The sequence below is a fragment of the Holdemania massiliensis genome (assembly GCF_022440805.1).
Classification (GTDB): domain Bacteria; phylum Bacillota_I; class Bacilli_A; order Erysipelotrichales; family Erysipelotrichaceae; genus Holdemania; species Holdemania massiliensis_A.
On record NZ_JAKNTK010000001.1, the window covers coordinates 2,564,393 to 2,583,827 of the forward strand.

The 19,435-nt window shown below is 45.8% G+C and carries 20 protein-coding genes; 5 read left to right on the forward strand and 15 right to left on the reverse strand.

Annotation, left to right across the window (positions count from 1 at the left end):
* Nucleotides 1-591: 591 nt before the first annotated feature.
* Together MCG46_RS11760 and MCG46_RS11765 are read right to left on the reverse strand one after the other, a co-directional pair.
* A complete protein-coding gene (locus MCG46_RS11760) occupies nt 592-1,866 on the reverse strand; it encodes a glucose-6-phosphate isomerase (RefSeq protein WP_240280175.1) in 1,275 nt (424 codons plus the stop codon).
* Nucleotides 1,863-2,228: a CvfD/Ygs/GSP13 family RNA-binding post-transcriptional regulator gene (locus MCG46_RS11765; protein ID WP_020223945.1), complete on the reverse strand. Its 366-nt coding sequence runs from the start codon at nt 2,226-2,228 to the stop codon at nt 1,863-1,865. The genes MCG46_RS11760 and MCG46_RS11765 overlap by 4 nt, the downstream gene beginning before the upstream one ends.
* Nucleotides 2,229-2,302: 74 nt before the next feature.
* Between MCG46_RS11765 and MCG46_RS11770 the strand changes: the two genes are divergently transcribed.
* Complete coding sequence (locus MCG46_RS11770; RefSeq protein ID WP_020223946.1) at nt 2,303-2,758, forward strand: divergent PAP2 family protein; 456 nt, start codon at nt 2,303-2,305, stop codon at nt 2,756-2,758.
* Between the two features lie 10 nt (nt 2,759-2,768).
* Complete coding sequence (locus tag MCG46_RS11775) at nt 2,769-3,017, forward strand: NifU family protein (protein ID WP_020223947.1); 249 nt, start codon at nt 2,769-2,771, stop codon at nt 3,015-3,017.
* 115 nt (nt 3,018-3,132) lie between these two features.
* Here MCG46_RS11775 and yunB read toward each other — a convergent pair whose 3' ends face one another.
* From yunB to MCG46_RS11795, 4 genes are all read right to left on the reverse strand, one after another.
* Complete coding sequence (gene yunB, locus MCG46_RS11780) at nt 3,133-3,810, reverse strand: sporulation protein YunB (RefSeq protein WP_020223948.1); 678 nt, start codon at nt 3,808-3,810, stop codon at nt 3,133-3,135.
* A complete protein-coding gene (locus MCG46_RS11785; protein ID WP_240280176.1) occupies nt 3,788-4,096 on the reverse strand; it encodes a hypothetical protein in 309 nt (102 codons plus the stop codon). Before MCG46_RS11785 ends, yunB begins: the two co-directional genes overlap by 23 nt.
* Nucleotides 4,097-4,284: 188 nt before the next feature.
* Entirely contained in the window at nt 4,285-4,824 is a 540-nt protein-coding gene (rbr, locus tag MCG46_RS11790; RefSeq protein WP_020223950.1) for a rubrerythrin, read from the reverse strand.
* A gap of 1 nt (nt 4,825) precedes the next feature.
* The gene (locus tag MCG46_RS11795; protein ID WP_240280177.1) at nt 4,826-5,155 is read right to left on the reverse strand and encodes a rubredoxin-like domain-containing protein; all 330 of its coding nucleotides are present in this window, start codon (nt 5,153-5,155) and stop codon (nt 4,826-4,828) included.
* A gap of 246 nt (nt 5,156-5,401) precedes the next feature.
* Between MCG46_RS11795 and MCG46_RS11800 the strand changes: the two genes are divergently transcribed.
* Nucleotides 5,402-7,495 (forward strand): glutamine synthetase III, encoded by a 2,094-nt coding sequence (locus tag MCG46_RS11800; protein ID WP_240280178.1) that lies wholly within the window; start codon nt 5,402-5,404, stop codon nt 7,493-7,495.
* 184 nt (nt 7,496-7,679) lie between these two features.
* Here MCG46_RS11800 and MCG46_RS11805 read toward each other — a convergent pair whose 3' ends face one another.
* Nucleotides 7,680-8,828, reverse strand: a complete 1,149-nt coding sequence (locus tag MCG46_RS11805) for an AI-2E family transporter (protein WP_240280179.1) — start codon at nt 8,826-8,828, stop codon at nt 7,680-7,682.
* Nucleotides 8,829-8,945: 117 nt separating this feature from the next.
* On the opposite strand from MCG46_RS11805, the gene MCG46_RS11810 reads away from it, so the two are divergent.
* Nucleotides 8,946-9,350 (forward strand): PTS sugar transporter subunit IIA, encoded by a 405-nt coding sequence (locus MCG46_RS11810; RefSeq protein WP_240280180.1) that lies wholly within the window; start codon nt 8,946-8,948, stop codon nt 9,348-9,350.
* A gap of 98 nt (nt 9,351-9,448) precedes the next feature.
* Here the strand turns inward: MCG46_RS11810 and MCG46_RS11815 are convergent, their stop codons facing one another.
* The 6 genes from MCG46_RS11815 to MCG46_RS11840 form a co-directional block, all read right to left on the reverse strand.
* Entirely contained in the window at nt 9,449-11,074 is a 1,626-nt protein-coding gene (locus MCG46_RS11815; protein ID WP_240280181.1) for a Na/Pi cotransporter family protein, read from the reverse strand.
* 204 nt (nt 11,075-11,278) lie between these two features.
* Entirely contained in the window at nt 11,279-12,577 is a 1,299-nt protein-coding gene (gene ltrA, locus MCG46_RS11820) for a group II intron reverse transcriptase/maturase (RefSeq protein WP_240276617.1), read from the reverse strand.
* A gap of 574 nt (nt 12,578-13,151) precedes the next feature.
* Nucleotides 13,152-13,991, reverse strand: a complete 840-nt coding sequence (locus MCG46_RS11825) for a PTS system mannose/fructose/sorbose family transporter subunit IID (protein WP_240280182.1) — start codon at nt 13,989-13,991, stop codon at nt 13,152-13,154.
* Nucleotides 13,981-14,769 carry a PTS mannose/fructose/sorbose/N-acetylgalactosamine transporter subunit IIC gene (locus MCG46_RS11830; protein WP_240280183.1) on the reverse strand — a complete coding sequence of 263 codons (789 nt, stop codon included), beginning with the start codon at nt 14,767-14,769 and terminating at the stop codon, nt 13,981-13,983. Before MCG46_RS11830 ends, MCG46_RS11825 begins: the two co-directional genes overlap by 11 nt.
* Before the next feature lie 813 nt (nt 14,770-15,582).
* Nucleotides 15,583-16,551, reverse strand: coding sequence for a hypothetical protein (locus MCG46_RS11835; protein ID WP_240280184.1), 969 nt, complete (start codon nt 16,549-16,551; stop codon nt 15,583-15,585).
* A gap of 35 nt (nt 16,552-16,586) precedes the next feature.
* A complete protein-coding gene (locus MCG46_RS11840) occupies nt 16,587-17,096 on the reverse strand; it encodes a hypothetical protein (RefSeq protein WP_240280185.1) in 510 nt (169 codons plus the stop codon).
* A gap of 182 nt (nt 17,097-17,278) precedes the next feature.
* Between MCG46_RS11840 and MCG46_RS11845 the strand changes: the two genes are divergently transcribed.
* Nucleotides 17,279-17,758, forward strand: a complete 480-nt coding sequence (locus MCG46_RS11845) for a hypothetical protein (protein WP_240280186.1) — start codon at nt 17,279-17,281, stop codon at nt 17,756-17,758.
* 53 nt (nt 17,759-17,811) lie between these two features.
* Here MCG46_RS11845 and MCG46_RS11850 read toward each other — a convergent pair whose 3' ends face one another.
* Nucleotides 17,812-18,579, reverse strand: a complete 768-nt coding sequence (locus MCG46_RS11850; protein WP_240280187.1) for an HAD family hydrolase — start codon at nt 18,577-18,579, stop codon at nt 17,812-17,814.
* Nucleotides 18,580-18,781: 202 nt separating this feature from the next.
* Nucleotides 18,782-19,264 (reverse strand): PTS system mannose/fructose/N-acetylgalactosamine-transporter subunit IIB, encoded by a 483-nt coding sequence (locus tag MCG46_RS11855; protein ID WP_020223963.1) that lies wholly within the window; start codon nt 19,262-19,264, stop codon nt 18,782-18,784.
* Between the last annotated feature and the right edge of the window lie 171 nt (nt 19,265-19,435).

Below are 19,435 nucleotides of genomic sequence, written 5' to 3' on the forward strand. Positions count from 1 at the left end.
ATCGATTTGGAAACATCCCCACTACTTTCACCATCTGTGCTTACGATTCACAGTTCTAGGCTATCCTCATTTTCGGACTATCCAAACATTGCTTATAGCGATTCGCACTCTATAAACGTTTCAGTCCTTCGGTATTTCTACCTACTATGACTTCATCTGACTTCTTGCGATAAACCTTTTTCGACCATGGGTACCATCACTGATTTTAAAGTTTATTGGACTTCCTTGTTCGCAAGATCTCCCAGGGTAAGACATATATCTTTCTCTTCACAACCTCTTGATTTACTGTCTTGGTTTTACGTTTACCTTTTGGACTTTGGTTTGTACTGCAACCTTATCCACCATTTAGCCTCATCAAGTTTCTTTTCGTAAGCTCGAAAGATTCGCTACACCACTTCCTTCACCCATGGTATCACTACCAACGGCTTGTGGTTCACTACACTTGGCGGCAACTACCCGTGACTGGACTTTCACCAGTTAGATATATGTCATGCCTGGCACACAGTAAAAAGATGAATTCCGCGGAATTCACCTTTTTAATCAACAATCAAGTTTGTCCATGAATAAGGACAATCGGTATGAATCTTCCGTCTAGTTCTTGCCCAGCAGACGGAACATGTTTTTCTTATAAACCTCCACGCCCGGCTGATTAAACGGATTCACATTCAGCAGATAGACGCTGACCGCGCAGGCCTTAAAGAAGAAGTAGCACATATACCCGAAGGTTTCTTCCCGCATATCCGGCATCGTAATGATCAAGTTCGGCACATCACCGGTAACTTCATGCGCTTCCAACGTTCCCTGACAAGCCATCTTATTGACCCAATCCAGACTCTTGCCGGCCAGATAGTTCATGTGATCCAAATTTTCCGCATCGCTTGGGAAGGTCCCGTCCAGTGTCGGCGCTTCCACCAGCAGCAGAGTTTCATAAAGCATCTTCTTGCCTTCCTGGATAAACTGTCCCAGAGAATGCAGATCCGTTGAGAACGTCGCACTGCACGGCAGAATGCCTTTGCCTTCTTTGCCCTCCGACTCGCCAAACAGCTGCTTCCACCATTCGGCAATCATTGCCATCTGCGGCTCATAGGTTACTAACATTTCTGCATCTTTGCCGCTGTTTTCCAAAATCCGGCGGGCAACCGCATACTGATAAGCTGGATTGTCATGCAAATCCGGATTCTTGAGGTCTTCATAAGCCTGCGCAAAGCCCTTCATCACCGCGTCAATATCAATCCCAGCCAAAGCCATTGGGAGTAAGCCTACGGCCGTTAATACCGAATACCGGCCGCCGATATCATCCGGAATCACGAAGGTTTCATAGCCTTCCTTATCCGCCAGTTCCTTTAATGTTCCGCGCGCCTTGTCGGTCGTCGCCAAAATCCGCCGCTGGCATTCTTCCTTGGAATATTTCTTTTCCATCAGCTGCTTCAGCATTCGAAACGCCATCGCCGTTTCCGTTGTTGTTCCGGATTTGGAAATTACGTTCAAAACGATTTCCTTATCCTGGATATACGCTTCTACCTGCTTGAAATACGTGCTGGAGAAGGTGTTACCGATAAAGATCACTTCCGGCTTATTTTGACAATACAGACCGCGCATCATTTCAATCGCTGCCCGCGCGCCTAAATAAGAGCCGCCAATGCCGCAGACCAGCAGCACATCACATTGGCCTTCCAGCCGCTTGGCTGCCGCTTTAATTCTTTCAAACTCTTCATGATCATAGCTGTTCGGCCATTCTACCCAGCCGACAAAATCATTGCCCGCGCCGCTTTTTTCATGCAGCTGTGTGTGCGCCAGCGTTACGGCTTCCTGATAATCGAAAATGTTTTCCTGCAGATGCGCATGCGAAGTGTCAAATTTGATCATACTGTTTCTCCTTTATTTGCTTCCTCGATCCAGCGGTCCAGGTTTTCAGCCAGCGACCGGAATCCAATTTTCATGACTGGCAGACGACTGGCCTTCCCCCGGCCGCGTTCCTTCCGGAATGCCGTCGGATGCAGCGCTTTTAAAGACAGCCGGGCCTGGTGCGTGGATTTGTCAAAATCGATAATCTTGACCTTTACACGGTCATGGACGTGAACGAAATGATTGACATCCTTGACGAAACCTTCCGAGATTTCAGAAATGTGAATCAATCCCGAGGTTTCCTCATCCAGACTGACAAATGCGCCGTACGGCTGAATGCCCGTGATCGTCCCCTCTACTATTTGTCCGATTCGATACTGCATAGACGCCTCCAATCTTTTTTTATTATATCACCTCCCAGGGTTTTTGTGATATACTAATTCTCGAGGTGAGCACCATGCTTCAACAGATGTATCCTTTCTGGGCTGCGATTGTGGCCAATTTGACAGCGCAGCTGCTTAAGCCCGTTATCCGCTACATACGAACCCGGGAATGGGATTGGCATATGGCATTGGAGAGCGGCGGTTTTCCCAGCTCGCATACCTCGACAGTCGCGGCTTTGACGCTGGCTGTCGGAATCACGGATAATTTCTCGTCGACATTGTTTGCCGTGACCTTGATGTTTTCGCTGATCGTGGCTTATGACGCCGCCAACGTTCGTTATTATGCCGGCCAGAACATTCGGATTACGCAGCAGCTGATCAAAGATATTCAAATTTTAACGCAGACCCGTCTGGACGATCCAATCTATCTGACCAAGGTAAAAGAAGTACTGGGTCATAAATGGATTGAAGTGTTCGGCGGCATTCTTCTTGGCCTGATCATCGCCGGGCTGATGTATTTTATAAGATAAGGTGAAAATTATGGAAACGATGGAAACACAAGTTAAAAATGTAATTGAAAAGATCCGGCCGTATATTCAGCGCGACGGCGGCGACGTGGAATTCGTCAGTCTGGAAGACGGTGTCGTCACCGTTAAAATGCTGGGCGCCTGTTCTGAATGTCTGTCGCTGGATGCAACGCTGAAGGATGGGATCGAAGCCATTCTTCTCGATGAAGTTCCAGGCGTAACAGAAGTACGGCTGGCCCCTTCCGAGCCACTCTTCTTCTAAATTCAGCAATGTCGTCAAAGAAACGCATGCGGATGCGATCCTCTGAAAGTGAAGCCAGCTTTCAAAGATCAGCGGCATGCGTTTTTTTGTTTTTCTGATTTCGGTTTATCGATGCTTAAGCAACCTGTCCGACCATCAGCTGCGGAATCTGTCCCTGGACGATCTGCATGACCAGCGGAATCTTCACTTCGATCTGCTGCGGATCAAGCAAAAAGGGACTGATCACCAACATTTCCACGCTGATCTTTAAATCAATTTCCAACAGCGTACTGTTAATGCCGTAAGCCGAGGAGACGGCATCAATCTGGCCGACCAGGCTGTTGACCGCGCGCATTCGTATGTCTATCGAAGGTCCGACATTTGCCAGCAGCACCGACCCCGTCAGCATCCCCACCGGCAGAGAATAAATAATTCCTTTATCATAATAGACAAGATGGGTATGCGGATCAGTTTCCCCTTCTTCCGCAGCATTGAGCGATTCCTGAGCGGCATCCAGGGAGCGGCTCATCAGTTCATTCATCCGCTGCGTATCATAAATAATATCTGTTATATTGCCCTGACTATCCCGCTGGATGCGGATCAGATCTTCCGTCTTCAAATCCAGAGAATCCACCGCCCGCTTAATCACCGCCGAAGCCGCATTGCGGACCTCACTGGCCGCCACCTTTTCGACATGGGGTTTTAACAGGGCGTTAAGCTGATTCAGCGTCCGATTGCCCAGCCACAAGACCGCAGCCAGGATCAGCGCCGCCGCCAGCCAACGGCGATTTCTATCCCGTTTCCGTTTTTTCATGCATCACCTTCAGCAGCGCTTCCTTCCCACTCATTCCTATATATATTCCTGCACGGGCCGCGGTTGACGTCATCGCTATAATTTTTCCATCCAACAGTCCGGTTTTCCCCGGTTTATGAACCTGAAAGACCGGAATCTTTTTTTCCTCCAGGATGTCGAGATCCCAGCTTTCATCGACTAAGACAGCCTTTGTGCTGACGATCATCCGACATGTCCAGCGAGGCAGAAATAATGAAATGTCAATGAATCGAAACGCTTCGATTTCCAAGGTTTTTAATTCGATCATAGCCCAGCCTCCTCCTCTATCAGTATAGAGAAAGACAGAAAAAGGGTGCCTCCTTTTCCCACTTTCATCCTGGAAATTCAAGCCTGAGCCAAGGAATATGCGGTTCAATGTCCAACGTTCAGTCCCTGCGAAGCGCGGACAAAAAAAGTCCGAGACCGTCTTGGTTTCGGGCTTATCGAAAACATGGCTTAATAGTTTTTAACTTCCTGTTCAAAGTAAGCCTGCGGATGGAAGCAGACCGGGCAGACCTTTGGCGCCTGTTTGGCAGTTACAGTATATCCGCAATTGCGGCACTTCCAGACAATCTGTTCCGCTTTCGCAAAAACCGTATTGTTTTCAACGTTGTTCAGCAGTGCCAGATATCGTTCCTCATGCCCCTTTTCAATCTTCGCGACTTCGCTCATCAGCCGGGCAATTTCTGTAAACCCTTCCTGTTTTGCGGTTTCCGCAAATTCCTTATACATCTCTGTCCATTCATAGTTTTCACCATTGGCCGCGTCTTTCAGGTTGACAGGCGTTTCCTGAATCTTACCGCCATGCAGAAACTTATACCAGAGTTTGGCATGAGCATTTTCATTCGCCGAAGTTTCTTCAAAAATCCCAGCGATCTGACCATAACCATCCTTGCGCGCCTGATCCGCATAATAAGCGTATTTAATCCGCGCCTGACTTTCTCCGGCAAACGCCGTCCATAAATTCTGTTCCGTCTTTGAACCTTTCAATTCCATTTTACCATTTCTCCTTTCCGGTATGGATTGCAATTTCAGCCCGGATCATCTGCCGCAGCAGCACGGCCTGCCGCAGAGCCAGATCAAAGGTCTGAATACAGCCCGGATCGAGCTGATCGGCAATGCCTCTTTCTGCTAAACGAACCTGATGTTCAGCCACCGCTGCCAATTCTGTAAGCAGACTGTTGGTCAGATGACTGCGGGTAATCTTCTCTACTTCCTCCCGACTCAGAGATCGAAATTGAGAAGAATCTGCCTGACATTTCGGACAGCGGTCCTGGATCAGCTCACTGTCCAAAATTAAACCGCAAACTTCACATTTTTTCAGCATAGGCTTCCTCCTTATCCTTTTTCTACTTGTCAGTATGCCCTTGTCTGTTTCGGTCAATCCAGCTGTTTTTACAAATTCATCATTTTCTATTTAAAGCTAATTTTTTTCGGTGATTATCCCAATTTTCATCAACATTTATCCACGGAATTCGATTTTTTTCGCGTTTTTCTCTGTTTTTTTTAACTTTTTATTGACTCTGCATCATTTTGGAATAAAATTAAACCATGTTTTTTAGGAGGAAGAGTTATGAAAATCACAGATCCGTTTGATGAATTTGGCTGCCTGCTTTTTGATGAAACGCTCATGCAGGAGCGGCTTCCGTATCCGATCTACAAACGCTGGAAAGAAACTGTGGCCAAGGAAGATTCACTGGACCGCAATACCGCAGATGCGATCGCACACGCGATGAAGCGCTGGGCGCAGGAAAATGGCGCAACGCATTTCACCCATTGGTTTCAGCCGATGACGGGCTCGACCGCGGAAAAGCACGATTCGTTTATCGAACCGGATGAAAACGGGCAGCCGTTAGTCCGCTTCTCCGGAAAGTCGCTGATCAAAGGGGAACCGGACGCCTCCAGCTTTCCCAGCGGAGGTCTGCGGGCAACCTTTGAGGCCCGCGGTTATACATACTGGGACTGTACCTCGCCGGCTTTCATTCGGGATAACATTCTGTGTATTCCTACGGTCTTCGTCTCCTACAACGGCGAATCGCTGGATAAAAAAGCACCGCTGCTGAAATCAATCGAAGCGATCAGCGCGGCGGCTACCCGAATCGTCAACATCTTTGGGGATAAAGATGTCAAACGCGTCATTCCGATGGTCGGTCTGGAACAGGAATATTTCCTGATCGATAAACGCTACTTTGAACAGCGCGAGGATCTCGTGCTGACTGGACGCACCTTATTCGGCGCAATGCCGGCCAAGGGCCAGGAGCTGGAAGATCATTATTTCGGAAGCATTCCCGGTCGGGTAGCAGCTTTTATGAAAGAAGTCAATCAGGAGCTGTGGAAATTAGGCATTTACGCCAAAACCGAGCACAATGAAGTCGCGCCTTGTCAGTTTGAAATTGCGCCGATCTTCAGCAACGTCAACATTGCGGTAGATCAGAACCAGCTGACGATGGACGTTCTGCGCAAAACTGCAGATAAACATGGCTTTGCCTGCCTGCTTCATGAAAAACCATTTGCCGGCATCAACGGTTCGGGCAAGCATAACAACTGGTCCTTGGTCACTGATGATCGGCAGAACTTATTTGAACCCGGTGATAAACCGGCAGAGAACATCCGTTTCCTCGTCTTTGTCTGCGCCTTCATCAAAGCCGTAGATCAGCATGCGGAACTGCTTCGGATGTCATCCTCAGGAGCTGGTAATGACCATCGCTTGGGCGCCAACGAAGCCCCTCCGGCAATCATTTCGATCTACCTGGGCAGTTACATCGAAAATGTCTTAAACTCGTTAAAAGGCGCGGCGGAGACGATCGTGGATCAGCAGGACAGCTCCTTCACGCCAATCAGCGGTCTTTCCTACATTCCCAAGGACAATACCGACCGCAACCGGACATCTCCATTAGCCTTCACCGGCAATAAATTTGAGTTCCGCATGCTCGGTTCGTCTCTGTCAGCGTCCTTCGCCAACGTCGTTCTCAACACGATTACCGCTGATGTGCTCAATGACATCGCTGAACAGCTTGCGGATCTGAAGTACAAGCAGGATATCCGGGCCCGGGCGTTAGAAATCTGCACCCAGATTCTGAAAGAACATGAACGGATCCTGTTCTCTGGTGACGGTTATTCCCAAGAATGGGTGGCTGAGGCCAAACGCCGTGGTTTACCGAACATTCCGTCCTTCGTCGAATCGGTCAGCGCTTTGACTTCTCCAAAAACGATTGAGTTGTTTACCCGTAATCATGTTTATACGGAGAAAGAGCTGATTGCCCGCAGTGAGATCATGAATGAACAATACGTCAAGATCTCTGAGATTGAAGCCAAGGTTCTGATTGACATGACCCGCACGGAAATCCTGCCGCTGCTCGCTCGTGAAATTCAACCGCTGGCCGCCGCGCTGCGTTCATTGGATCAGCCTGCTTCTTACTTCAAAAAGCAGCTCACCCATTTAAACGAACTGATGGATCGCATGGATAAGGGAGCTGAGCGGCTGGAAGGGAAGCTCAAAGAGATTGGAGTGGTCAGCGATTATCATGAGCGCGGGATTCGGTTCTATTACGAAGTCGCCCCATTGATGCAGCAATTGCGCAGCGCCATTGACGAGCATGAAACAATCTTTGATAAAAAACAGTATGACCTGCCGACCTATGAGGATATGTTGTTTCACAGCAATTAACCCTAGAAAGCTGCAGCCGCATCGATTTTTTAGATGATGGCTGCAGTTTTTTTCAGTTGAAAAATTGCATCAAAGGAGGCTATAAATTCAAACGTACGCAACAGCTCCAATGAAGCCCGCAGCCCTTTCTTATTTCAGGAATTGTTCAATTCCATCCAAAGAAAAAACGGGCATGCAGCCCGTTTTACAGCATATCTTCAGATTGAATATTCTTCTCTTTCAGCCTTCCGCTGACAAAGCCGCGGACAACGACATAGAGAACGGCGAAGATCGGAACCCCCAGAAACATACCAAGAATTCCAAACATGCCTCCCCCGACAATGATGGAAAACATGACCCACAGACTTGGCAGCCCCAACTGATCGCCCAGGATCATCGGGCCGAGGATATTGCCGTCAAACTGCTGAAGAAGCAGGACAAAGACCGCAAAGATCAGGGAATAAATCGGATCGACAATAAAGAGGATGAAAATTCCCGGCACAGCCCCGATAAACGGACCAAAAACCGGAATCATATTGGTCAGCCCGACGATAAAACTGATCAGCACCGCAAACGGCAGACGCATGATCAACATGCCGACAAAACAGATTACACCGATAATCAGGGAATCAATCAATTTGCCGATAATGAAGCTGTTGAACATCCGCGACGTCAGCCGGCTTAACTGAATCAGCGATTCTACCTTGGATTTGGGCAGTACCGCATAAGCCAGCTTTTTAAACTGACCGGTAAACCGTTCTTTTTCCAACAAAATATATACGGCAATGATGACCGCGATAAAGAAGTTAAAGGTCTGACGGACAAACAGCCAGGAATAGCTTAGAATCTTCGGCACATAATCCTTAGCCATCCCCAGCATGGACTCCAGCAGCGCCTCACTGGAGCTGAATAGAATTTCCAGCCAGCCTGTCTTGAACCCCAGCCCTTCCGTAATTTCGTTTAACAGTGTGTTCGCCTTTCCCAGATAATCGCTGAGCTGGGTTGACAGCGTCATGATGCTTTCCAGCAGCTGCGGGATTAATATCGCCATAAAGCTGATCAGGATAAGGAATAAGAAGACGATCGCCGCTGCGACACCGATCTTGCGTTTGGTGGAAGCCTTCATCTTTGATTTGGCCAGCCATTTCTTTTCAACCCGCGCTGTAACCGGCGCTAAGAGAAAAGCCAGGGAAAAGCCCAGAATAAATGGAAGCAGAATTCCGATCACATTTCCCAAAAACTGCTTGAGCAGCGGAAACTGAGTGACCAGAAAATAGAAACCTAATAGTAAAATCCCCGAACAGGTCAGGGCTAAAATATTCTCTTTGGTTTGTTCTTTGATTTTAAATTTCATTATGCAATCTCCCTTATTGTTATTTTAACACACTTGACTCTTTTCTATATTTAAAATTCTATTAAATTGACGGGGATTATGCTAAAATAAAACTGTAACTTAAGGAGGAAATCATTCATGAGAGGTATTTTATTAATTAGCCATGGTCAGTATGCAGAAGCTTTCAAAGGTTCTCTGAAAATGATCGCGGGCGAAGTTACAAATTTGTATTCCTGCTGCCTGTTGCCAACAGATGGCCCAGATCAGTTTAAGGAAAAACTGAACGAATTGAAGCCGGAGTTTGACAAGTATGACGAAGTCTTAGTTTTTGCGGATCTGTTCGGCGGCTCCCCATGCAACACAACGTTTGTTGAGTTCGCTACGAACCCGAAGTTCCACTTCGTTGCCGGCATGAACTTCCCTATGGTTCTGACAGCGATCCTGTCAGAGAGTGAATCGGTTGAAAACCTGATCGCTCAGGGACGTGAAGGCATCGTGGATGTCAAAGCCTTCATGGCGAGCATGAGCTCGGACGAAGACTAATTTATTCATCGTTCATGAAACAAAAAGGCGGGAAACAGCTCCCGTCTTTTCTTTACGCCTGAATTTTCTGGCTGAAGCTTTCCGATTAATATTTTGCTTCAGGATGCGGCTAATTCTTCATGATAGAGCTGTTGGGCAAGGTTATGGTAGTGATCATGAATCCGTTCCAAATCCGTCAGCACTTCACTGAACACCACACACAGCGAACCGTCAATCTGTTGACTGCGAAGGCGCTGAATTTGATCCTGGCGGCTCTTTTCGCAGCACTGATCCATCTGTTCCTCCAGCTGATCAATGTGCTGCAATGTATCTGCACGGTGATATTCTTCAATGGCCGGAAGCAGCGCGGCGGTCTGATTCAGAATTGTCTGCAGCTCTGCCAATTCCCGGCTTGCCTGCGGTGTGATTTTCTGCTTTTCCTTCAGGATCTGGGAAGCATGTTCCGATAAGTTAACAACATGATCGCCCATCCGTTCCAGATCATTATTAATTTTAAATAAAACATTCAGCCGGCGGGAATCCTCAACATTCATCCGCGCTGTGGCCACGACCGGAATCGCATCAATAATCGTGCGGTGGATCGTATCAATCTCACTTTCCTGTGCCAAAATTTTTTCTTTATCCCATTCCAAGGTTGTCAGGCCGCAAAACGCTTCTTCAAGACTGGACTGAACTAAATGATACATCCGATTTAACAATTCGCTGATCTCGTGCAGTGAAATCGTGACATTGCCTAAACGCTGTTCCGGAATGCGTGTGATTTCAATAACCGGCTTGACCGCTTCCTTTTCCTCCGGCAGCAGCTTTACTGCCAGAGCTGCCAATCCGCTGCCTAACGGAAGCAGAACCAATGTCGTCACAACGTTGAAGAGCGTATGGAAGTTGGCGATCTGCGCCGCCGGATTAGCAGGTGTAAACTGGGCAATCCAATCAGTCAGCGGCAGCAGCAGCACAGCTCCGCTGAACAACAGAGCGCCGCCGGCATTGAACAGCAAGTGAACCAAAGCCACCCGTTTTGCATTCCGATTGGAGCTGAGTGACGAAAGCACAGCAGTAATACACGTTCCGATGTTCATCCCAAATAAAATGAAAACCGAATGCTGCAGAGTGATTAATCCATTGTTCGCCAATGTTTGTAAAATCCCGATTGAAGCACTGGAGCTTTGGATGACAGCCGTAAAAACCGCTCCGGTAAGCACTGCGATCACAGGATTGTTAAAGGCGGTAATCAGGGACAGAAAGGCCGCATTATCCCGCAGCGGCGCCATTGCATCACTCATCATCCCCATACCGATGAAGAGAATGCCAAGACCGCCGACAATCATCCCGACAGCGTTGGTTCTTTCTTTTTTCAGGAACACAACCATGACGACACCAATCAAAGCAATAGCCGGTGCCGCAGCACCAATATCCAGCGCGATCAGCTGGCCGGTAATCGTCGTACCAATATTTGCCCCCATAATCACACCGACAGCCTGAGGCAATGTCATTAAGCCGGCATTGACAAATCCTACTGTCATGACTGTGGTTGCACTGGAACTTTGAATCAGAGCAGTAATCAGGGCTCCGACAACTACCCCCATCAGTCGATTTGAAGTCAGCCGTTCAAGAATAGACTGCAGCCGATCCCCAGCACATAATTCCAATCCATCGCTCATCATTTTCATTCCATATAGAAATAACGCCAGTCCGCCCATCAAGGCAATGATAAAACTGATATCCATAACGTATAACAACCCTTTCCTCTGCTTTAGCATGCCCATTATAAATGAAAAAAAGAGTCTCTGCGTAACGAATTTGTTAAGTTTTCGTTAACAGCAGATTCTCTTTTTTTCACTTTCAATAGAGTAGAGGGAAAGTTTTAACTTTCGCCCCTCTCATTGAACCGTACGTACGGGTCTCGTATACGGCTCTACATTTATATCGAATCACAAACTCTTAAGATAGTATTCTAGGGGATTGACTAAACCTGGTCTGTCCCCTTTCTTTATGCCTAAAACTTTTGGTGATAATGTAAAGTTTACGATATTCATCCCACTTCTTTTATACCACCCTAATCTCGTGTTAGCACACTTATAGATATCTTCTTCGCTAAACTTACATTTGCTCACTATATTTAGCTTCATTAGATTTCTATATATCGTCTTTGGTTTCTTCCATTGCTTGATGATGATACATCGTACCTTATGGCGTAGCCATTGCCCAAATTCATCAAGAAACATTTTAATGCTACCTATCTTAAAATAGTTTATCCAACCTCTTACAGTTTGATTTACTTTCGCAAATGTAACTGCCAGCGGTCTTGATATGGCATGTTTTCTCTTCATCAATGTTTTAATCTTAGAATACAGTCGTTTCTTTCTATCTTTCGTAGGTACGCATTTCCAATCTTGTCCATTCTTATAAAAGGTAAATCCTAGGAATTGCCCTTTCGTTGGGCGGACGACTTTTGTCTTTGTTGCACTCACTTTCAAGAATAGTTTTCTCTCTAGCCATGATGTCACTGACTTCATTACACGGTTCGCACTCATTTCGCTTTTGACGAAGATCATACAGTCATCGGCGTATCTTACAAATTTAAGGTTTCTAGACTCTAGCTCTTTATCCAATTTATCTAAATAGATATTTGATAAAATAACGCTAATTGGTCCTCCTTGAGGTGTGCCAACCGTAGTACTTTTGACGAGTCCATCCTCTAACACACCTGCTCTTAGATAGGCTCTTATCAAATGTAATGTTGTTGCGTCATTGACATTCTCTCTTAAGATTGAAATTAATTTGTCATGATTTACGGTATCAAAGAATTTTTCAATATCCAAATCAACTATCCATTCGTATTCATCATTTAAGTTATTTAACACTTCTTCCATTGCCATATGTGCACTTCGCCTTGGTCGAAATCCAAAACTATGTTCACTGAATATAGGCTCATAGATTTTTGTGAGTTCTTGTAGAATAGCTTGTTGGATAACTCGGTCAACAACGGTTGGTATTCCTAATGGTCTTTGTTTTCCATTTGGTTTTGGAATATAGACTCTTTTCACTGGCATGGGTCGATATTGCTTGTTCATTATCAAGGAAACAATTTCTTCTTGATATTGTCCAAACCCTTGTTCGACTTCTTGCACTGTCATCTTATCCATTCCAGGTGCTCCCTTGTTTTGTTTGACCTTTTTGATTGCCTTTTGCAAATTCTCTTCACTTAAAATCTTTTCCATTAATTTCATTTGCTGCTCCTCCTTCTACTTGTAAATCGATTTGGAAACATCCCCACTACTTTCACCATCTGTGCTTACGATTCACAGTTCTAGGCTATCCTCATTTTCGGACTATCCAAACATTGCTTATAGCGATTCGCACTCTATAAACGTTTCAGTCCTTCGGTATTTCTACCTACTATGACTTCATCTGACTTCTTGCGATAAACCTTTTTCGACCATGGGTACCATCACTGATTTTAAAGTTTATTGGACTTCCTTGTTCGCAAGATCTCCCAGGGTAAGACATATATCTTTCTCTTCACAACCTCTTGATTTACTGTCTTGGTTTTACGTTTACCTTTTGGACTTTGGTTTGTACTGCAACCTTATCCACCATTTAGCCTCATCAAGTTTCTTTTCGTAAGCTCGAAAGATTCGCTACACCACTTCCTTCACCCATGGTATCACTACCAACGGCTTGTGGTTCACTACACTTGGCGGCAACTACCCGTGACTGGACTTTCACCAGTTAGATATATGTCATGCCTGGCACACAGCAAAAAAAGCAATGTCCGAAGACATTGCTTGTAAGAGTTTTGAATTAAGCCAGAACTCCGAAGAAAGCCAGAACGATAGCGAACAGAACAACACAAAGGATCAGCTTGTTGGAGTTCATCCACTTCTTGCCCAGCATCCAGTAGCACAGAGCTGCGAATAATGCAGGGAACAACGCAGGCATAATGCTGTCAGCATATTTCTGCAGGTTGAATTCATTGAACATTTCTTCGCCAGTTTCTGGATCAATACCTAAGCTCATTTTCAGAGTAGCCAGAGGGAACTTAACGTTCAGCGCGATCATGCCGCCGACAACGGTCAAGCCCAGAACAGAAGCAGCTTCTGTCAGAGCGTTCATCGTGCCAGACAGGGAAGTAACCAGCTTAACGCCTTGTTCATAGCCCATGTCAAACATCTTTGTACGGAATAACAGGACAGCAACCATCCAGATTTCCCAAATAGCAATACCTAATGCATTGCCTTCCAGAGCCATTGTTGCAGCGATAGATCCGAAGACCGCACCCGCGATCATACCGAAGATTGTATCACCGATACCAGCAAATGGTCCCATTAACGCTGTCTTAATCGAAGCAGCAACATCCAAACCTGTACCAGATTCAGCTGTCTGTTCTTCGATAGCGATATTCATACCAACAATGATATCACCCATTGCAGGCTGTGTGTTGAAGAATACAGAATGTGTTCTCAACGCTTTCTGCTTCAGCTCAGGACGATCGCCATACAGCTTGTCGATAACCGGCAGCATGGTGGTCAGGTAGCCTAAGCCCTGCATACGTTCATAGTTCCAGCCAATCTGAGAGTTCCAGATCCAGCGCAGATTCAGACTTCTTAATTCCTTTTTAGTGAACTTCTTACTATTCGTCATAATCGTCGTCGCCTCCCTGTGCAGCGCCTGCAGCTAACTTAGCAGTAGCATTCTGATAAGTGATCAAAGCTGCGGCTGTACCGATCAAGGCAATACCCAGAATCGGCATATTGATATAAGCGGCTAATACGAAGCCCAGGATAATGAACTGCGGCTTCTTCAGAACTGGCAGGTAACGCATCAAGATTGCGAAACCAACGACTGGCAGCAAGCCGCCAGCGAATTTGAAGCCGTTCATGATGAATGCCGGAATGATCTTGATCAGAGTGTCAACAACGCCCTGGCCAGCAACCAGCAGTAACAGAACAGGCAATCCACGGGACAGGCCCCAAGGAATAATACCTAATGTGTTCATCAGTGCAATACCCTTAGTGTTGTCTTCTTCAACATACTTGTCAGCGATGTGCTGGAATGCAGTGTTGGAGAAACGAGCCAGAATATCCAACTGTGTGAATAATGCAGCTAATGCGATACCGATTGAAGAAGCCATTGCAATCGGGTCAGCGCCGGAAGCAGCGCCTAAGGCTGTAGCGATCATACCCGAAGAAGTGATGTTCGGAATCGAAGCTCCTCCGTATGTGCCAGCGCCTAACTGTGTCATCTGTAACGTACCACCAACAACTAAGCCGTATCTCATATCGCCTACGACAAGGCCGGTGAATAAGCATGCAAGAATACAGTTGTTGAAACCGATGTTCCAAGACAAACTATCGATGATGCTCCAAAATGCCCATGCTGTAATCAGCAGGATTTGGATAATACTCAACCCTCCAGACATAAATAGTCCTCCCTTTCTAACCTTTTGTGTCTTTGGTTTTTTCCGGTTGCCCGGACCCTCGAAAACAATTTCTCTGTACCTCGGCCCACGTGGCTTCTTACGCAACGCCGCAGTTCAGATGTAACCGTTTTCTCGATGATTAAATGATACACTAGAAAGTGGGATTTGTAAAGCCTCAACACATATTTTTCACATAATTCAAAGAAATTTTCACAAAATTAGAACCGCAATTTATGCATTAAACAAATGGATGAATATTCCCAATTCGCCCTGTATACAAGCATTATTAATAATTATGATTATAAATTCAGAGAGCTGTTTCCACGCCGTTTTTTCTTCTAAAACTTTCACAATTTTCTTGTTTGTTTCATAAAATTGTTATGTTTTCCATATGAAATTGAGCTTTTATTATTGTATTCATCAGGCTCCCGTTTTAGAACTTCTCTGATTCACAGTGACAAGAAACTGAACTTAGCATACAGAATGACTGCCTCGGCCAAGTCTGCGATGTTATCTGGTTTAGATCTACCCTGTCTGGATTTCAATATGAATCAAATATCCCAAAAAAGTTTATGATCTCCTTTCTTATCACTGTATTCGAGATTATCTGAGCGCTCGGTCTTATGTGATGCCTGTGGATAGATCAGACAAATCCGTGCAGAAATTCTTGCCTTGTCTGATTTTGCTTTTTCAGCACGGCCGACAAAGCTGTTTTTCTGTTGCCGACTTGATTTGAGTCTTATCCTTTATGAGAAGCCTTTTCCCCTTTTGAACATCCCTTCCAAGCAAAAAGAAAAACAGGATTGCTCCTGTTTAAGAAATTTGTTTAGCTAGTTCAGTCAGATCTTTGGCTAAAGCTTCAATTTTCTCCCGTTCCACTTCATCGTCATGATTCGTCGCGGTATTCTCAACAATCAATGAACCATTCATATTTTTCCCGCGGCAGACGATCATTCCTTTTTCATAGAAGGACAGCGACGTATACTTTACATGATCTTCATCGACTAAGCTCATGTGCAGCTTAGCATCCCCATCCTGCCGCTTCACAATCGCCTCCAGCTTTTCAGCATTGCCTTTGCTGGCTTCAAAATAACCAATGCCCAAGCGCGGTCCTTTGCCGACGCAGTCCAAAATAATCACATTGCGGTCCTTAATCGTGTTGGGAAGCGCATCCCGAAGCATATAGTCGCCGACATGCGTTCCATTTCCGCCGTCAGTCAGCACAAATGCCACCTGATCCCGAAGCTTTTCCGGTAGCTGCTGAGCAATCAGATAGGCCGTAATCACCCCTGAAGTATTTCGATTCAGATTTACTTTATTGCCGATGCGGAATGTCATCATAAAGGAAATGACAATCAGAAGAATCAACACCCCCAATATCAGCACGGACATAACAAAATTATCCTCGAAGTTAATCCGGCGGCCCAACCCCAGCAATAAAATTAACCCCAGCACCATGCTTAAGATCGCCGGCGTATTCATCGGCAGGAAAGAAGAAGAAAAACTGGCATTGCCGTCCAGCGGAAAATAACGAATCGGATTGCCGAAATCATGATTCAGCGTATCGTAATGAGCTACAAAAATCGTTTTTGCCTTGCCGACATTGCCGATCATCAAATTCATGCCCTTCGTTCTTTTTTTCTTTCCCATCGCACCGCGTACAGAATAACCCAATGCTTGGAAATCCTTGCCGATCTCATTGCAGAAAAAATTCTTTTCCTTGCGGGTAAACCGACGTCCAATTGTTAAACCATATTTTATAATCAAATCATCAATATTCATCATAACCTCCAGCGGATATTTGCTTTCCCGTCCACTTATTTCTTTCTGCCCCACTTCTCCGGCCATTTAAACGGCGAATTTTTCATCTTTGCCTGCTGCTGCCGATGGGCTTCCTTATCTGGTACAAATTTGTTGAAGCAATGCACCAGTTTGGTACTGCTGTAAGCATTGATAAACACAAATTCTTCCTCGCTGACGCGAACCACCAGCATATCCATTCCGGCTTTTCCCTGACGGAACACCCATTCCTGTACCTCATCCCAGCGAACCATCTGGCACAGCTCTTCATCGCCCCGCGTATAAACGACAAAATAATCTGGATAGGCCTCTAACAAGATATAGTTAGGCGTCTTCCATAAAACCAGCAGCGCTACAACAATCAGAACAGCTCCGACAATCCAAACAAATTTTGCTGCAATCATCAAAATTCCTACCAGAATGCAGACAATAATCGACATGTACGGCTTGATATTAATCGAAACAACGGGTTTTCCCGACTGCGGCAAATCGGCGATCCGACACAGTTTCGCTCTCATTTCTTCCATTGATTTCACCTCTTGCGTTTCATTATAACAAAATTCCCTCTGTTCGTCATTCAAAATTCGACGCGAAACCGAAAGCGCTGTCAGAATCCCATTTCGTAATTCTTCATTTTCCCTCGTTTTTTCCTGGATTTTTGATATAATGGAAAAGAAAACCGAATCAATCAGTTGAGGAGTGAGGATGTATGTGGATTGTAGCGTTTATTACCGTGGTGGCAGTATTGATTTTCGCCTCGCGGATGAAAGAGTTAAAGAATGCGCGCGAAGCGATCGCCGCGGCCGGGGGAATCAGTTCCAAATATCAGTGTATGGATTTTTCCAAAGGTCCGAAAATTGCTTATATTACCCTGTCGATCGTCGGCATTATTTCAGGAATCTACGGTTATACAATTGAAGATTATACGACAGTTGCCTTGGGGGTTCTGATATTCTTTTTGTTTCTGGCGGAATTCTTCATGGCCAACATTCAGTACAAGTTCTATTACAGCAGCACCGCCTTTATCAACCGCGGTAAAGTCGTGCGTTACAAAAGCATCAAAGACTTTGAGAAGAAAAAAATGCCGATGGCCTTTGTTGCCGTCATCACCTTTAGCGGTGACAAGCATTTAGTTCCGCCTAAGGCTCTGGCTATCATCAAAGAACAGATGCAGAAAAAGGAAAAATAAAACAGAAAATCCGCCGCGTGCGGATTTTTTATTTTCGTGCTTATTCGTCTGTTCTATTCTTCCATCAGCCTTTCAAGCGCTTCCGCCAAGGAACTGACCACAATCTGCGCTTCGTGTCTGACCGAAGCGGGAGAAGTATGGAAGGTAAAGCTGGGGGAAGTGGAGCGCAGCAGAGGAATATCATTATAAGAATCGCCGATTCCGGCAATCGTCTTAAGCTGCAGATGACGTTTTAGCACTTCAATCCCGAAGCCTTTGGAACAGCCGCGCCGGGCTACATCAATCCAAACTTCATTCTGGAAGGCCTCCAGTTCAGGAAACATGCGATTGATCCGATCCGCCTCTAATCGCGCTCGATCCTCTGTAGCAGCATACAAAGACAATCCAAAAATCTCGGCCGTCAGTTCATCCAGCTGCGAAAAAGCGCGGTAAGGAATGGCTGTCAGAATCGAAGCGGAAGGCGGAAGCTGACCATCCGGCTGTCTTTGACAGAAGGTTCCTTCACTGGTCTGATAATAAAAATCAATTTCTTTGTCCAACGAGCGGCTGACCCGAAAAGCGGTTTCCCGGTCAATACAGGCTTTATATAGAGTTCGGCCAGCGTGATCCAGAATCAGCGTCCCGCTGCTGAGAATCATGAAGTCACAGCGCAGCTGACCCTGAATCGGCGCAGCAACCCCGGAAAGCGGACGTCCCGTACATAAGCCAAACAGATGTCCCTGCGCTTGAAACGTGCGAATCTGTTTGAGATCATCGTTTTTAAACTGACCTTTAAAAAATAACGTACCGTCAAAATCACTGGCTAATACCTTCATGGACATGGTTCTCCTTCTTTTCTGTTTCTCTGACCTCTGTCAAAAATCATTTCGTACTGTTTATCATTATACTGACTGAACACTTTCTGTCAAAGACAAAACCAATGCGCCCGCGGCAAATCCACCTGCTTTCATAACTTAAAAAAACAGCCGGCTCCGGTTTGCCCGGTCCAGCTGCTTCTTTTCATTTCAGTTTTGCTTAACCTGATTAAAGGTCTTTGATCAGCGGCATGAAGTCGATTTTTTCTTCTGTCGGAACCATCTGCGCTGTAAACTTAACGCCTCTGTCCGTCAGTTCTCTGAACGCAGCGACATCTTCCGGCGTAACGCTGACCGAACGCTTAACCTGCGTTGAGCCATGCTTGTTGGACATGTTGCCGACATTGACAACCGGGAACATATAACCGGCATCCGCAACCTGCTTAATCGTCTTTGGACCTTTCAGAACGACAAAGATACGATCCGTCGGATAAGCTTCGCTTTTCAGTCTGTCTGCTGCTTTTTCAGCTGGCAGAATCGACAGTTTAACTGTGGATGGGCAAGCCATCTTCAGCGCGATTTTCTGAATTTCATCCTTCGCTGCCATATCATCGATAACCATGATACGCGTAGCGTTTAAAGTATTCGTCCAGACAGCTGCAACCTGACCGTGGATCAATCTTTCGTCAATACGAACATTTACAATTTCCATAAGTGTAATTCCTCCCTTTGTAAGCGTTTAATTTGACTATTCCCATTTTAGCGTAATTCCAGGGTCGTGTCAATATTTCCATTTGGACACTCCCTGTGCTTTGTCTAAATGTTATTTCGGTCGATCCTTGAAAATCACGCTCAACAGAGGTGATTGAAGATGTTTTTCCAA

Bases quoted from the DNA above. Each gene is read 5' to 3' on its own strand.
- MCG46_RS11760 (WP_240280175.1), bottom strand. From the start codon at position 1,866: ATGATCAAATTTGACACTTCGCATGCGCATCTGCAGGAAAACATTTTC.
- MCG46_RS11765 (WP_020223945.1), bottom strand. From the start codon at position 2,228: ATGCAGTATCGAATCGGACAAATAGTAGAGGGGACGATCACGGGCATT.
- MCG46_RS11770 (WP_020223946.1), top strand. From the start codon at position 2,303: ATGCTTCAACAGATGTATCCTTTCTGGGCTGCGATTGTGGCCAATTTG.
- MCG46_RS11775 (WP_020223947.1), top strand. From the start codon at position 2,769: ATGGAAACGATGGAAACACAAGTTAAAAATGTAATTGAAAAGATCCGG.
- yunB (WP_020223948.1), bottom strand. From the start codon at position 3,810: ATGAAAAAACGGAAACGGGATAGAAATCGCCGTTGGCTGGCGGCGGCG.
- MCG46_RS11785 (WP_240280176.1), bottom strand. From the start codon at position 4,096: ATGATCGAATTAAAAACCTTGGAAATCGAAGCGTTTCGATTCATTGAC.
- rbr (WP_020223950.1), bottom strand. From the start codon at position 4,824: ATGGAATTGAAAGGTTCAAAGACGGAACAGAATTTATGGACGGCGTTT.
- MCG46_RS11795 (WP_240280177.1), bottom strand. From the start codon at position 5,155: ATGCTGAAAAAATGTGAAGTTTGCGGTTTAATTTTGGACAGTGAGCTG.
- MCG46_RS11800 (WP_240280178.1), top strand. From the start codon at position 5,402: ATGAAAATCACAGATCCGTTTGATGAATTTGGCTGCCTGCTTTTTGAT.
- MCG46_RS11805 (WP_240280179.1), bottom strand. From the start codon at position 8,828: ATGAAATTTAAAATCAAAGAACAAACCAAAGAGAATATTTTAGCCCTG.
- MCG46_RS11810 (WP_240280180.1), top strand. From the start codon at position 8,946: ATGAGAGGTATTTTATTAATTAGCCATGGTCAGTATGCAGAAGCTTTC.
- MCG46_RS11815 (WP_240280181.1), bottom strand. From the start codon at position 11,074: ATGGATATCAGTTTTATCATTGCCTTGATGGGCGGACTGGCGTTATTT.
- ltrA (WP_240276617.1), bottom strand. From the start codon at position 12,577: ATGAAATTAATGGAAAAGATTTTAAGTGAAGAGAATTTGCAAAAGGCA.
- MCG46_RS11825 (WP_240280182.1), bottom strand. From the start codon at position 13,991: ATGACGAATAGTAAGAAGTTCACTAAAAAGGAATTAAGAAGTCTGAAT.
- MCG46_RS11830 (WP_240280183.1), bottom strand. From the start codon at position 14,769: ATGTCTGGAGGGTTGAGTATTATCCAAATCCTGCTGATTACAGCATGG.
- MCG46_RS11835 (WP_240280184.1), bottom strand. From the start codon at position 16,551: ATGAATATTGATGATTTGATTATAAAATATGGTTTAACAATTGGACGT.
- MCG46_RS11840 (WP_240280185.1), bottom strand. From the start codon at position 17,096: ATGGAAGAAATGAGAGCGAAACTGTGTCGGATCGCCGATTTGCCGCAG.
- MCG46_RS11845 (WP_240280186.1), top strand. From the start codon at position 17,279: ATGTGGATTGTAGCGTTTATTACCGTGGTGGCAGTATTGATTTTCGCC.
- MCG46_RS11850 (WP_240280187.1), bottom strand. From the start codon at position 18,579: ATGTCCATGAAGGTATTAGCCAGTGATTTTGACGGTACGTTATTTTTT.
- MCG46_RS11855 (WP_020223963.1), bottom strand. From the start codon at position 19,264: ATGGAAATTGTAAATGTTCGTATTGACGAAAGATTGATCCACGGTCAG.